This window comes from Helicobacter bilis, assembly GCF_900198365.1.
In the GTDB taxonomy this organism is placed as follows: domain Bacteria; phylum Campylobacterota; class Campylobacteria; order Campylobacterales; family Helicobacteraceae; genus Helicobacter_A; species Helicobacter_A bilis_B.
Genome location: NZ_FZMS01000009.1, coordinates 75,903 through 90,789 on the forward strand (window position 1 = coordinate 75,903; position 14,887 = coordinate 90,789).

Here is a 14,887-nt window from a genome sequence, read left to right on the forward strand (position 1 = left end):
TATTATCCACGATTGCAAAACTTCTTTTAATGTTTATCTCAGTCTTTAGGCATGGTTGTTTTTATATACCTTATTGAATCTCTAAGTCAATCTCACCCACATTCTTAGCTTCGTGAAATTAATGTGAGATCAGGCTAACACACAGCTTTTCATATTAAGTTAGGCATGAGAATCGCGGAATATATTAAATAATATGGATTGTAGAAATTTGTCATTTTAATTCTTTAAAAAAGTGAGTATTCCATTTGGTATCTATTGTATCTATACCAATAAATGTTTAACTATACTAAACATAACAAAACTTACAAGCCTACTCAAAACCATTATCATGCAAGGAAAGGGCGTTATTACAGAGAGTTCCCCAAGCAGAAGTTGTGCCGAGTTCTACACAAGCATCAAGGGCTTTTTTGCTATTGTCCATATATTTTAGCGTATAGTTAATCGTAGCGATTTTATAGAATCTTTGCTGCCTATCATCAGTTGTCATTTTAAAATCTTTAATGCGGTCTAGCTGCTTTAGGGCTTCTGTATAGTTATTCTCATTCATCAAAGTATTCACATAAATAAAATTTACATAAGGGCTGCAATCATATTCTTTTATCTTATCCTGCAAAGCCATAATTATGCGTGCTTCTGTGCTTGTGGCAAGGGGGTCTTTTTTATGTTCGGCTTCATTTAATAATGTGAAATGCACCTCTAGCATTCTTCTATCTGTTGGAAACCATTTATCCATTTTCTTGCTTAGATTTATCGCTTCATGTCTTGTTGCTTCATCGTTATAAAAGGCATGAAACATTTTAAAGCTAATATCATAATACTGCGTTTGTCCCATAGCAAAGGCTAGGTCCATAACATCTCGCCCTGCTTTGATTGCCTCTTTATTCTGCCCAAGTGCAAAAAGCGTATTAGATTCCAAATAAAGCCATTTTAGCTGTTCTCCACCATCTTGTATATGCTTATATAATCCAGAGAAAAGATCATGTGCCTTTTTAAATGCGGTTTGATTATAAAGGCATTCAAAGGCTTGCAAACTCTCACTTGTGCTAAGTTTTACCTTATTTGCACGGCTAAGCACACCCGCTACACCATCGCAATTATTCTCTTTCAAAAAGATTGCAACTTGATTATCAATAGCCGCTTGGACGACTTCAGAATCTTTTGGTAAAAGAGACTGCATTTGTAAAATCTCTTCATATTTTTTGTTTTCAAGATAGAGCTTTGCTTTTAATTCTAAGGCTTTTTTCGCACTCTCTGTATTTGGATAGCTGGCAAGGACATAGTCATATCGCTCAAGCTTTGTTTTATAATCGCCTGTTACTTGGAATAATAGAGAGTCATCTCTTTGTTTGACTTTTTGGGCTAACTTGTCATTTGGGTGATAATGCAAGAAGTCTAAATGCAATTTGTGCGCCATATCAAAATCCCCGATTTTTGTATAAAACTCTGAAGATTTATTTAAAAGCTTTGCGTGCAACTCGCTATTATAAGGCACATTTCCACTTAGATATGCAGCAATGGGTGCTGCCATAGTGTATTGCTCTACTTCCTCTAACTCATCTAAAAGCTCCATTGTAGCGTCTTTGTCGATAAGGAAAAATGCAGGAAATACGCTATATACCTTATGTAATAGCTCATTTGCATATTCTGTATCTTCATCTCTTAAGCTAAATTTCGCCCATGATACAGCTATCTCCGCTGCGGCTTCAAGGTCTTGTGCCTCTTGATAGGCTTCTGTATAAATGAGTGGTGCGCGTTTTATATCGCTTGGAGATTTTAGCGTATTTGCGATTTGCATTTTTGAGAGTGCGGCATAGCGAGTTTTTGGATACTCTTCAATGGTTCTATTAAGATAATAGTAAGCTTCTTTCATCTTATTTTGGGCTAAAAGAGTTTTAGATAAAAGATACATAACTTCTGGAATCTTATCATCACTTGCATAGGCTTTTATCCATGGGATTGCGGCTTCTGCTAAATAAGATTGAGATTCTTTACTTTTAGAATGGCTTAGGGCAATGATTGTATAATACACCATATCTTTTGCAAAAAGGCTATTTGGATACATTTTCAATGCTTTTGCTATTTTCTCAAGGGCTTCTGGATACTTTCTAGCATTCATGAGTTCTCGTATCTCTAAAAACGCATCAAGGTCTTTACCAGCGATATAATCAAGCGGTTTGCGATTTATATCAAGCTCACTAATAGTGGGCGTTGCAGTCTTTGGTATAGATACAGGGAAGTTAATGGAATCTCTTTTTTCAAGATTTTCATCAGGTCGTAAAAATGGGAGTTTTTTATAATAGGCGACTATTTGATAACTTTTAGAATCTGTCTGCCTTGTTACAGGGATTGGATTCTCTGTTTTTAGATCGCTAAAGACAGAGAATAACTGCATTTTTACCCCTTTTGTTGGGGTAATCTCTATAATCATAGCCCTTTTTTCATCATCTTCTTTTTTTGCTTCCATAGTGTAGCTAAAGCTTAGCATTGGGCTTTTTGTGGGGTTAAATCCACTTTGTGGGATACCTACTATTCTGCATAGAATCTTTTCTACATCACCATTTATTTTTAGCTTAGATTCACAGCTGAATGGATGCTCATTACGCAGGTTTAAAACTGCAAAAGTCTCTTTATCTTCTTTGCCATAATTCAGTTTCATATCTAAGCCAAAAAGCGGCATAAAACAGCATAATAATAGAATAATAGAATGTGTGAGTCGCAAGTAAGTATCCTTTATTTCTACGCTTTTTATGTGGTTTAATGTATGCAATTATACGATAAAACATTATGTTTTTCTACTATTTTTTCTTGCATTTTATAAAGGGTATTTTATTTTTTTTGCTATACTATAATCCTTTTTTTGTAAAAATTTGCAAAAAGATATTTTGTTTTAAAGGAAAGATATAATGCAGTTTAGCGGTAAGAATGTTTTAATCACGGGTGCAAGTAAGGGTATTGGTGCAGAAATCGCACGGACTTTAGCGGGTTTTGGTTTGAAAGTGTGGATTAACTATCGTAGTAAGCCAGAGATTGCAAACGCACTCAAAGACGAGATAGAATCTAAAGGCGGAAAGGCAGCAGTAATCGCCTTTGATGCGACAGATGAAGAGGCTTTCATTAAGGCTTTAAATCTCATTAAAGAGAGTGATGGGGAGCTTTCATATCTTGTGAATAATGCGGGTATTACAAATGATAAACTTGCTTTGCGTATGAGTATAGATGACTTTTCAAGTGTGATTGATGCGAATTTGAAGTCTTGCTTTATTGGTTGTAGAGAAGCATTAAAAATTATGGGTAGGCAAAGACATGGGAGTGTCGTAAATATCGCTTCAATCGTTGGAGAAAAAGGAAATCCCGGGCAGACAAACTATGCAGCGAGTAAAGGCGGTATGATAGCAATGACTAAAAGCTTTGCACTTGAATCTGGCTCTAGAAATGTCCGCTTTAATGTCGTTACACCCGGCTTTATTGAGACAGATATGACTGCTGGACTAAGTGAAGAAGTAAGAGCCGAATATACAAAAAATATCCCACTTTCAAGGCTTGGCAAACCAGAAGAGATCGCAAATGCAGTTGCGTTTTTATTAAGCGATTATTCTACCTATATCACAGGCGAAGTGTTAAAAGTAAATGGTGGGTTGTATACGTAGTATAGAATCTTGTAAGCGTTCCCTACTAATCTAGCATTTTTAAGTCATAACTAAAAACATGAAACACACATAAACATGCTAATATTACAGATTTAAAAGCTAGTGAAAGGAATACAATGAGTTATGCGATCGATGAGGTTATAGCAGCATTACAGATAGGTGCAGTCCAAGTTGCAAATCTATTGCAAAAAAGAAATGTCGAATATAGCGATACAGAGAATACAAGCGGTGATAATCAATTAAAAGTTGACATCCTTGCAGACAAACTTTTTGGCGATATTTTAGGGGAGCTAAATATCAAGGGATTTGCTAGTGAAGAGAGAGATGAAGCTACCCTTTTAAAACAGAATCAATACGGCTATGATAATGATACGCTGAATAAATCACAATCGCTTCTTGTCGCTTACGATCCGCTTGATGGCTCATCGCTTATGGATAGCAATCTCACTATCGGCAGTATTTTTGGAATATATGCAAATGAATTTCAAGGGAAAAATCTTGTAGCTTCACTCTATTTTCTCTATGGTCCGCGTTTAGAAATGGTTGTAGCAAAAGATTCTAAAAGTATGCACTATTTGTATGACTACACAAAGCATACATGGGAGTTTATACAGAATCTAAAGCTAAGAGATGAAGGCAAACTAAACTCACCCGGTGGCACACAGAAGAATTGGTATCCAAAGCATAAAGAGTTAGTAGAAAGCTTTTTTCTCAAAGGGTATAGACTGCGATATAGTGGCGGTATGGTAGCAGACTTGCATCAGATTCTATGTAAGGGCGGGGGCATTTTTAGCTATCCTGCTACAACAGATTCTAAGCAAGGCAAACTTAGGAATCTTTTTGAGATATTCCCGTTTGCTTATATCTTTGAGTGTGCTGGTGGCATGGCGAGTAATGGTAGTGAAAGGCTGCTTGATATACACACAGATTCTATACATGCAAGCACACCTTGCTTTTTTGGCAGTAATAATGAAATGCAAATCGTGCAAAACGCCTATAAATCATAACTTTTAGAATCATTAGAGGAAGTAATGCAGCAAAAACCACAAGAAACGATTGAAGAAGTTTTATTTATCGGTGATCCATCACAGCAAATTCAAATACATAAACATGACACAGAAAATAATACGCTAGAAAACACACAAATCTTGCAATGTGTATTTACCTTTGTGCGTAAGGATAGCCCATATAGCAAGGCATTAAAGGGCATTCTTATCCGCTTATTATGTGAATTTAAGAGTGAAAATATCAAAGAATTATTTTATAGCGATAATGAAAAAGGCAAATTTCACATTTATATACAAGCAGATTCTAATACTATATTAAATCTAGCAGACACTCTTAGTTCCAAATTACCACTAGGGCTTGACTTTACCTTTAGAGACATTGCACAGCTTAGTATAGATGAATTTAATAGTATAAAATCTAGTGATTGTGTAATGATACAAACAAGTAAAAATAACTTAGAATCTAGCCTTATAGATTCTATATCTACAAATGCACAAAATAATAGCATAAACAACACACAAGCAAAAACTCTAAATTCTAAACAAAATCATTCTCTTTTAATACCAAATGTAGATGAAATGCACGCATTGATTTATAAGGATTTAGAATCCACTTGTAATGTTGAGCAAAGCGAAACATCTAGTCATACAGAATCTAGCATGACAGCTTGTCATGCTGAGCCTTTATATGAAGTATCTAGTGTGGAGACTAGAGAAGATTTTTCGCTTGTTTCAAAAGCTCAAAATGACAAGATTGTAGAATCTACAAACACAGCAAAATTAACACAAAACACTCCACAACTTACAAACTTTTTATATTTAGAATCTATCAATCTAAACATAATACATACAAGCACATTAAACGCACTAAGCAAAGCACAAATGCAGCATTTCATAAAATACGAACTTATAGAATCTCTTGCTAAAATACTTTTAGATAACACAAAGATTACATTACAGCGAAACTCTATCTCTTTCACACTCTCACTAAAAAATACAGCACAAAGCAAAAAAGAAATTCCATTCATTCTCTTTAGCACATTAGATTCTGCTCAAAGCTACTTGCGTATGAGTGAAGCACAAAAAAGCATGTTAGCAAGTTTTGAAAAGCCATTTATAAGCATACAATGTAAAGAAGTCTTCATAAAAGAGTTTAGCTCAAATACGATATTTGCAGGACTATCTTGTGATATTATAGTGCTTTTACTGCTTTCATATCTACAAAAAAATCATGAAATATCCTATCTATTTTATACGCCCCAAGTAGATTTTATAGAATCAGATTCTATAACACAAGATTCTAATCAACAAAACTCAAACAAAAGTCCTTTAGAATCTAAAGCCCTTTTGTGCTACAAAGATGCCTATCCATACAGCTATACAGATAAAACTAAAATGTTAGAATCTACTTATAGCGTAGCAGAGCATATCTATCTAAGCCACCTGCAAACGCATAAAAATCTCTCTTCTTTACTCACAAGCAATAAGGCAAAATCTGCTAGATTTATCCCCTTTTTATCCACCACGCATAAGAGTGAATTTTTAATCGAAAAGCCACAAGATACAGAATCTAGTCTGCAACGCATTTTAGATATTTCCTTTTCCACTGATTTATACACGCATTTAGAGACTTTGCATAGCTATAAAAATGGCGATAAATTGATTGCTAACTTCACAAAGGCAAACAAGGACATTGTATCACAATGGAATCTAACACAAAGTGAGCTAGAAAAGCTTGGCTTGCTTAGTCTTATCACGCCCTCAAGTGTAATGAGAGAGAGTAAAATCACAACTAATTTACTTGATATTTCACTGCTTATAGAACAGATTCTAGGGATAGAATCGAGTGTGCTAGAGTATGCGAGTCGTTGCGTAAGGGATAGGGGACCACGCATTGATTATAAGCTTATTAGAATGGGAGATTCTATCGTGCTTGATTATGCGAGAATCTTGCGTAGTGTGATGAGCTTTCAGCTTGCTGGAGTGGAAAACGAGCTATTGTGCTATGGAGTTATAGATTCTTTGGCGGAGTTTATCGGCACATTAGCGGGTGATATGATGCTAAATTATGGGATACAAGAAGTCTTTATTTGCGGGGATTTACTGTTAAAGCAGTGCTTCCTTGATAAGATTATAAAGGCTATCCCAAAGAATATGGAAGTAAGTTTTGCTAAACTTGGCGGCACGGATTATTTAGACTTATGATTATTTTAGGGATTGATCCGGGCAGCAGGAATTGCGGCTATGGCGTGATTAATGTAGAATCTGGAAAAGCTAGTCTGCTTAATGCGGGTATTATTAAGATTGAGACAAGAAAGCTGCAAAGCCAGATTGTAGAATTTATCGAGGGCATTGATCTTATCTTAAAGAATTATGAAATCGATGAGGTAGCAATGGAAGATATTTTCTATGCGTATAATCCAAAAAGTGTGATTAAACTCGCACAATTTCGCGGGGCAATCAGTCTAAAAATCCTGCAAGATTTAGGCAACTTTGCAGAATACACCCCCCTGCAAGTTAAAAAGTCTCTAACAGGCAATGGCAAAGCCGATAAAAAGCAAGTCGCCTATATGGTAAAAGTTTTGTTACGACTGCAATGCGATATTAAACCGCTTGATATTAGCGATGCCCTAGCCGTAGCCCTAACTCACGCACAAGCATTACGATATGGGAGATAAAACTCAATACTTTTTACTAAAAGCAAAACTTGAAAATATATGAAAATAACCTGGCGTATAAAATGTAAATTTTTGTGAATCTTAATCTTGCAAAGCTTAGTATATCTAAAAAGAGTTTTTATCTCTTTAGATACAAAGCAAGTAGCTATAATCTCGTGTTATAATGAAATGATTCTAAAGTGATTATTCAAGCACAAGCATTTCTTTATCACCAAAACTTTGCTCTAAATCAGAATCTAGCGTTTTTACAATATAAGCTTTTGTATTAGGTGTAGTTATAATCTTTTTTTCTTTTGAGTTAAATAGCGTGAGAATAACCCTTATATTACCATCATTCATTTTATTACGCATGGCAATGGCTAATAAAACCGCATCGTTTATATTAGTGTTTAAAAATGTGAAATTAAACCTTATAAATGCTATGAAATTGTAGCAAGTGAAGTATCTAGCATTCTAGCTTTATTTCACATATAAATGGGGGGGGGGGGGATTATTTTCCACCCGTGATAGTTCTCCAGCAAAGCCCAGCAGCACCAAGTATTATGGCACCAGCTATTGAGTATTCTACCACTGGATTATCCGTTTCAAATGGTCCCCAAGGACCCTCGCCTTTTGTCAAACCAACTACCATAATATTCTCCTTACTTAAAAATCAATCATAATGCAAACAATAATATTGAACTCATTTGCATACCTAAAACCCTAAACCTTTAGCTTTGCTATATAAAGATACTTTTATTTAAGCACTTTTTTAGTAACACTTCGAGCAGCCGCTCCTGCCACAGCACCAGCTACCATAGGAAGTGCCGCTACCAAAAATGGTAATGGCATGTTTTCTCCTTATATCACTATTAATAAACTTATTGCTTAATCCAAAATAGAATCTATTGCAGATGCTGCTGCTTTACTTACAACCATTGAAATGGCTGCTGCAGCTAACATTGGTAATGCCATAATCTATCCTTTCATATTCAAATATAAACGATTTCTACTAAGAAACACTATTTTTTCAATAATGCTTCAACGCCAATCTGTGCCACTTTACTTGCAATTATTCCTGCAACTATTACTGGTAACGCCATAACATCTCCTTTTTATGTTAAAAGATAAATCTATCGACCTTTTTTTATCATTATGTCAATTCCAATCTTTATCGTTGTAGCAGCCGCAGCAGCTAATAATGGTAATGCCATAATTTATCCTTTCTTAAACACAACTGAGTAAAAAATAAATCAAAATTTCTACAATCTTAACTCATCTCTTACCAACTCTTTTTCCTGCAAAGCCCTACAAGCTTCTACATTTAGCCTGTAAAACTCTTCCTTACTATAATGCTTGAAATACACTTTTTCAAACATTATATCCACCCTGCAAATACTAGGACGAGAATCATAAATACTGCACATATTATTAGAATCTAAACTCATAGTTAAAGAGAAGTCGGGGTTTGTTGCCATAGATTTTTGAGTGCCTTATGCTAAGTTCGAGTGCATTATAGCGGTTTAATAGGAATGTTAGCCCATAACCAAATGCCATGCCTTTATCTGCATAGATGACTTCTTCCTTTGAGCTTGGGAGAAAATCATTGCCAACAGAGAGCATTTCATAGCCAATATTTATATGTGGTAAGACATATTTGTATCCCGCATGGATTTGGAAAAATGCCCCACCACTGCGGAATGCCATCGTATTTTCACCAAGAGATTTTACGCCGACTTCATAGGATAGCTGTATTTTATAGCCCATATTTACACCTAACATATAATATTGCTGTTGAAAGCCTACGCCAATCATAAATGTCGGGATAGTAGATTCTGTAATTGTGCTATTTTTTTGTGCTATTTTTTCTGTATTAGCTGCACCCATGCCAACTTGTGCATGAAAATAGGGCAATATATAAAGATCATGATTAAATACTTCTGTTTTTCTATCATCTTCTGGTATGCCTATTAAGCCATTTGCTTCTGTAACTTTTTCTTGTGAGTTTTTAAGCCCTTTTTCAGTATCCTTTGCATATATAGATGAAAAAGTGCTTAAGAGTAACATGAAGAGTAGGGCAAGTATTTGAGAGATTTTATTCAAGATTCTATAAAAAGCATTTGAAAAAGCATTTAACTGAAAGCAATAGCCTTTATGGAATCTTAGATGATTAAAAGGTTGTGTAAAGAAAGATGATAGCTTCATATTTGCTCCTCATCGTAATTAGATTCTAATATGGTTGTATGTGTAAAATCTTCTATATGTCCTAGTTTATAGGCTTTGTTTCGAATCTTTTGTAGCAAACCTTTTTGAGTTAAATCTTTAAAGCATTGCGCCACAGTTTGTCGTGTCGTATTTAAATGTTCAGCAATCTCATCATGTGTGCCATAAAAGATTTGTTCATTATCACAATGTGTGAAGAGATACTGCACGATTTCTACCTTTTTACCACCAAAAAGTGTATTTAAGGCTAGAAGTAATTGATTTTGCATTTCAATAATTTTATTTTGTGCAAAGGGCAATACCGCATTATGCAGTGTGTCTGTCAGCTCATCTATCTTTATAGGTTTTAATAAATAGCCATTGCAACCAAGCTTAATCGCCTCAAGAAAGTAATGCGTCTCTGTCAAAGCACTAATAAGCACAATAGGTATATCTTTCTTTGCATTGTAGCGAATCTGTCGCATAAGCTTTATGCCATCAAAGCGTGGCATGACAATATCTGTCAAAACAATATCAATATGATTTGCCTGAAATATCTCCCATGCTTCTAACCCATCTTTTGCAACCATAACATTGCCAAAATAATCCTCCAATATTGAAGCAAGTGTTTGCCTTGCTGTATAGTCATCTTCTGCATAAAGGATTGTGAGCTGTTTTAGAATCTCAATCTCTTTTAATCTCTCGTTCATCGCCGACTTCTCCCTCCATCGTGTCACTAAGCTGCAATTCTAGCACAAATAATGCCCCTTTACAATAATCCCCATCGCAATTAAAGGTAATGTTTCTTGCGTATATATTGCCTTGTAAATATTTTGTTAGCATTTCTTTTGCCATATAGAGTCCTATGCCTGTTCCCATCTTTTTTGTTGTAACATAAATATCAAAGATTCTATCAATAATATGTGGATTAATCCCACCCGCATTATCATATATATCTAAATGCAGGATAGAATCTTTTTTCTCAAGTGCGATAAAGCAATGCGGATTTTTTATCTTTCTTTCAGTAAATACATCTTTTATATTGCCAAGTAGCACAAGCACAATCTGCATAAACGCATGTTTATTACCAAAGATTCTATATTCTTCTTGTGTGTCATATTCGATATGAATCTGTATGTTTAAGGCTTGTAATAATGGCTCATAAATAATGACTACTTCATGAATTGCATCTTTTATGTCAAAGTTTTCAAAACTATTGTCTAAGCGGAAGAAATTGTGAAAAATATCAATGGTATTACTCATATTATCTGCGAGTGCTAGAGAGGTTGTTATATGCTTATTTAATATCTCTTTTGTAAGAGAGTTTTTATTAAATTTTTGTTGTATATCTTGCATGACTAAGCCTAGTGAATTGAGCGGATTTCTCCATTGATGTGCGATGTTTTGCACCATTTCTCCCATTGCTGCAAGTTTTGATTGTGCGTATATGGCTATATCTTTTTTGCGTATATCTTCGACTTTTTTTGCGATTTCATTTTGCAAATGTGCGTTTAATTTGCGTAAATCTGCCGTTGCATTATTAAACTGCTCTTCTAAATACTGATTTAATCGGCGGATAAAACCAATCACAACAATATAAATACATACAACAATAATAAATACAAGCAGCGTTATCATACACAATAGCCCTATCGTTGCGTTATGAAAATGATCTGTTACCTCTTTTTCAAGTGTATGCAGGGCAACTTGTGTATTAATGATATTTGCACTAATGCTATTTACCTTTTTTGCATGTTCGTATAAGAGATCTCTATCTGCTTTTAGGATATTTGCTGCCTCAAGGGTAATGGTTTTTTCTACTTCTTCCACTAATTGTTGCTTTTTCTTTTGATATGCTAGAATCATTTCATTTTGTTTTGTTAAAAAAGTAGTTTTATAAATATGTCTTAAAAAGCTAAACACACCCCTTTGCTCACTCAAAGATTGTGAGAGATTTTTATAAAGACTCCATTGATAAAAGCTTGTAGCATAGGTTTTAGTCCCTTTTGGATTATCTTGTAGTATATCAATTGTTTCAAGCATATATTGACTTTGAAAGTCATTTAATAGGCTTAATTCACTTAGTGGTTCTGGCACACTCCCATCAAAATCATCTTTTAACCCCTTAATCGATAAATATGCGACAAGAAATAATGTAAAAAGCCCGACAGAAAAAACAAAGGGCAGAAACTTCGCATAAAAGGTAAAGCCCAAACGGCTATTACCCATACTATTTGCTATACCAAATTGATTATGACTTTGCATATTGCAACCCTATTTTAAGCTAAAACAAAACTATAACATATTATAATGTAGATTATAAGATTTTACTAAAAGGGTATGGCTATGGCAAAAGATTCCATGAAGAATAAGGAAAGCACAGAAACTAAGGACAAAGGCACAAAAGAGATTCTAAAAAAAGAAAAAGTAGCACCAGATGAGTTAAGTAGGGATAAAAAAGACTTAAAATCCCCAAAAGATAAAAAGCAAGATTCTAAGCCTAAAGATTCTAAAATCAGTGATAAAAAGACAAAAATTGTTGAAAAAAAGGCTTTACCAAAAACACTTGATTTTGATTTAAACGCACTTTTTAAAGATGAAGAATCTTTAGAATCTTTCGCAAAAGAGCTTGATAAAAAATTGCAAACTTTCAATGATAGCTATGCAGGGAAGCTATCTACACTCAAAGCTGAAGAGTTTTCTAAAGCATTGCAAACTTATGATTCATTTAGTGAAGGCTTAGGCTCTATTATGACCTATGTCTTTTTAAAATTTGCCATAGATAGTAAGAAATACGGGGCATTATATGCTGATTATGAAATGAAATGCAATGCTATGTATGCAAAGGTTATGTTTTTTGAGCTTGAGTTTGCTGACTTAGATTCTACTAAAATGAATGAATTTATAAAAGCAAATGAAAAATACGCCTTTTTCTTACAAACTATTGAAGCAAATAAGAAATATAAACTCAGCTTAAAAGAAGAGCAAATATTGCTGAATGTATCGCCTGTTGGCGTTGATGCTTTCAAAAGATTATTTGATGAGAGTTTTGCAAATATGCGTTTTAAAGGCGTAATGAATGATGAAGAGATAGGCGAAGAAGAGATACTAGGATTCTTACATGTAAGGAATAGAAAGCTAAGAAAACTCGCACAAAAAAACTTTACAAAAGGTTTGCGTAAAAACTCTCATTTATTAACCTACATTTTAAATATGGTGCGTAAAGATGTCGCTATAACACAGAATCTAAGGGGCTATGAAAAGCCAGAATCTTTCCGTCATATTAGCAATCAAACGACACAAGAAAGCGTTGATAGCATGATTGATTGTGTCAATGCGAATATGAATCTCGTGCATGGATACTATCGCGTAAAAGCACAACTTTTAGGACATAAACTTAAAGATTACGATCGCTATGCACCATTAGGACTTACTAAGGAAAACTCTAAAAAAGCGGAAGTCGAGTTTCAAGACGCCTTGTATGATACATTAGAATCTTTTTATAAATTTAGCCCAAGATTCTATGAGATTGCAAAAGAAGCTATCTTTAATGGCTGGATAGATTCTCACCCAAAACCCGCAAAAAGAGGCGGGGCATTTAGTCATGGAAGTGTGCCAAGTGCTCACCCCTATGTTATGCTAAACTTCACAGGCAATAGACGCGATGCTTTTACAATCGCACATGAATTAGGACATGCAATCCATCAGGAACTAAGCAAGATTCAAGGCACACTAAACCACGACACACCGCTTACAACCGCAGAGACTGCTTCAGTATTTGCTGAAATGCTTTTATTTGATAGCATGAAAAAGACCTTAAAAGGCAGAGAATTGCTTGATATATATGCAGGTAAAATTGAAGATATTTTTTCAACTCTATTTAGACAGATTGTAATGACAAACTTTGAGAGGGCAATCCATGAAAGAGAGGGAGAGCTAAAAAGTGAAGATTTTGATAGAATCTGGCTTGATGAAAATAAAAAAATGTTTGGCGATAGCGTGCATTTGACAAAAAAATATGCAAAATGGTGGAGCTATATCCCGCATTTTATCCATTCGCCATTTTATTGTTATGCTTATTCTTATGGACAGCTTTTGGTTTTAGCACTTTTTGGACTTTATAAAAGAAGTGAAGATAAAGAAAAATTTATACAAACTTACATAGATTTCTTAAGTGCTGGTGGTAGTAAAAGCCCAAGAGATTTAATCCTTACCTTTGGATTTGATGTCAATGAAAGTGCATTTTGGGAAATCGGTATGAATGAAGTAAAGAATCTTTTGAGTGAATTTGAAGATTTACTCAATAGCACGAGACTATAACATATAAGGGAGTATTATGCTTGTTGTTTTTGATTTTGATTCAACGCTTATGGATGGCGAGAGTATTGACATTTTTGCAAAGCGATATAAGGTAGAATCTGCTGTTGCCTATATCACTAGAGAAGCTATGGAGGGCAGACTTGACTTTTTTGAAAGTCTGTTAAAGCGAGTGGCGCTTTTAGAGAATATGCCTTTAAGTCTAGTCCAAGAGAGTGTAGAAAACGATTTTCATCTCATGCAAGGGGCTATTGAATGCGTAAAAGAGCTAAGAAAAAGGGGGCATATTGTTGTTTGCTTTAGTGGTGGATTTCGCATTGTTACAGAATATTTCAAACCGATTTTAGGACTAAATGCTACTTTTAGCAATATCTTGCACCATAAAGATTCTAAACTTACAGGAAGAGTTGGCGGGGATATGATGTTTGCAGATTCTAAGGGTAATATGTTGCAGAACTTGCAAGGTGTTTTGGGCTTAACTTCTAAAGATTGTGCGGTCATTGGTGATGGTGCAAATGATTTATCCATGTTTGCTTATGCTGATACAAAGATCGCATTCTGTGCGAAAGATATATTAAAAAAGAGTGCTACACATTGCATTGATACAAAAGACTTAAGAGAAGTGCTAGAGATTATAGACTAGATGATTCTACTTTGCAATCTAGTTATTCTCGATCTTTACATAATTGTAGTTTTTAGAATCTTACAAAAAACCATAAGAAGCATAACACCTAGTGAAGTTATTCACGCATTTAAAAGACATGGATAAAACTCACCTCCTATGGTAAAGAATGGCAACCAAAAAGGCGATTATACTTGCTTTTATTTTCGTTTGCTTTCTTTTTCTTTTTCTTCTTTTAAGATTTTGTATTGTTTATAAAAGAAGTGTAAAAATTACCTATCATAGCAAGAGCATTAATCCACACTATTATTTGATTCCATGTATATTCCATAATTTCCATTTCTTTTTGCCTATCCTTTAAGCTGTTTTTTTAGATTACTTATAGCATTATTTATCACTATTTACGCTAAAACACTTCACTATAATTTAAAATAC

13 protein-coding genes are annotated in these 14,887 nt (G+C 34.5%); 6 read left to right on the top strand and 7 right to left on the bottom strand.

Features of this window, described 5'->3' with window-relative positions; genetic code table 11:
* Positions 1-310 precede the first annotated feature (310 nt).
* Positions 311-2,719, bottom strand: a complete 2,409-nt coding sequence (locus tag C6H08_RS01725; RefSeq protein WP_034565518.1) for a tetratricopeptide repeat protein — start codon at positions 2,717-2,719, stop codon at positions 311-313.
* Between the two features lie 184 nt (positions 2,720-2,903).
* Here C6H08_RS01725 and fabG point away from each other — a divergent pair, with 184 nt between their 5' ends.
* The 4 genes from fabG to ruvC all read left to right on the top strand — a co-directional run bounded on the left by fabG (position 2,904) and on the right by ruvC (position 7,332).
* Entirely contained in the window at positions 2,904-3,647 is a 744-nt protein-coding gene (gene fabG / locus C6H08_RS01730; protein WP_034580110.1) for a 3-oxoacyl-ACP reductase FabG, read from the top strand.
* A 128-nt stretch (positions 3,648-3,775) separates the two neighbouring features.
* The gene (locus tag C6H08_RS01735; RefSeq protein WP_194145873.1) at positions 3,776-4,654 is read left to right on the top strand and encodes a class 1 fructose-bisphosphatase; all 879 of its coding nucleotides are present in this window, start codon (positions 3,776-3,778) and stop codon (positions 4,652-4,654) included.
* Positions 4,655-4,678: 24 nt separating this feature from the next.
* Entirely contained in the window at positions 4,679-6,859 is a 2,181-nt protein-coding gene (locus C6H08_RS01740) for a hypothetical protein (RefSeq protein WP_034565515.1), read from the top strand.
* Positions 6,856-7,332 (top strand): crossover junction endodeoxyribonuclease RuvC, encoded by a 477-nt coding sequence (gene ruvC, locus C6H08_RS01745; RefSeq protein ID WP_034565514.1) that lies wholly within the window; start codon positions 6,856-6,858, stop codon positions 7,330-7,332. Before C6H08_RS01740 ends, ruvC begins: the two co-directional genes overlap by 4 nt.
* Positions 7,333-7,515: 183 nt before the next feature.
* Here ruvC and C6H08_RS01750 read toward each other — a convergent pair whose 3' ends face one another.
* The 6 genes from C6H08_RS01750 to C6H08_RS01770 all read right to left on the bottom strand — a co-directional run bounded on the left by C6H08_RS01750 (position 7,516) and on the right by C6H08_RS01770 (position 11,778).
* Complete coding sequence (locus tag C6H08_RS01750; RefSeq protein WP_194145868.1) at positions 7,516-7,683, bottom strand: hypothetical protein; 168 nt, start codon at positions 7,681-7,683, stop codon at positions 7,516-7,518.
* A gap of 139 nt (positions 7,684-7,822) precedes the next feature.
* Positions 7,823-7,963, bottom strand: coding sequence for a hypothetical protein (locus C6H08_RS11195; RefSeq protein ID WP_158656786.1), 141 nt, complete (start codon positions 7,961-7,963; stop codon positions 7,823-7,825).
* A gap of 610 nt (positions 7,964-8,573) precedes the next feature.
* The gene (locus tag C6H08_RS01755) at positions 8,574-8,789 is read right to left on the bottom strand and encodes a hypothetical protein (protein ID WP_052093001.1); all 216 of its coding nucleotides are present in this window, start codon (positions 8,787-8,789) and stop codon (positions 8,574-8,576) included.
* On the bottom strand, positions 8,743-9,516 hold the full coding sequence (locus C6H08_RS01760; protein ID WP_034580222.1) for a hypothetical protein: 774 nt from the start codon (positions 9,514-9,516) through the stop codon (positions 8,743-8,745). The genes C6H08_RS01755 and C6H08_RS01760 overlap by 47 nt, the downstream gene beginning before the upstream one ends.
* Positions 9,513-10,223, bottom strand: a complete 711-nt coding sequence (locus C6H08_RS01765) for a response regulator (protein WP_004088607.1) — start codon at positions 10,221-10,223, stop codon at positions 9,513-9,515. The genes C6H08_RS01760 and C6H08_RS01765 overlap by 4 nt, the downstream gene beginning before the upstream one ends.
* A complete protein-coding gene (locus C6H08_RS01770) occupies positions 10,198-11,778 on the bottom strand; it encodes a sensor histidine kinase (protein ID WP_034565617.1) in 1,581 nt (526 codons plus the stop codon). The genes C6H08_RS01765 and C6H08_RS01770 overlap by 26 nt, the downstream gene beginning before the upstream one ends.
* A gap of 81 nt (positions 11,779-11,859) precedes the next feature.
* On the opposite strand from C6H08_RS01770, the gene C6H08_RS01775 reads away from it, so the two are divergent.
* The gene (locus tag C6H08_RS01775; RefSeq protein ID WP_104686080.1) at positions 11,860-13,833 is read left to right on the top strand and encodes a M3 family oligoendopeptidase; all 1,974 of its coding nucleotides are present in this window, start codon (positions 11,860-11,862) and stop codon (positions 13,831-13,833) included.
* A 16-nt stretch (positions 13,834-13,849) separates the two neighbouring features.
* Positions 13,850-14,473 (top strand): phosphoserine phosphatase SerB, encoded by a 624-nt coding sequence (gene serB, locus C6H08_RS01780; RefSeq protein ID WP_034565618.1) that lies wholly within the window; start codon positions 13,850-13,852, stop codon positions 14,471-14,473.
* Positions 14,474-14,887: the final 414 nt, after the last annotated feature.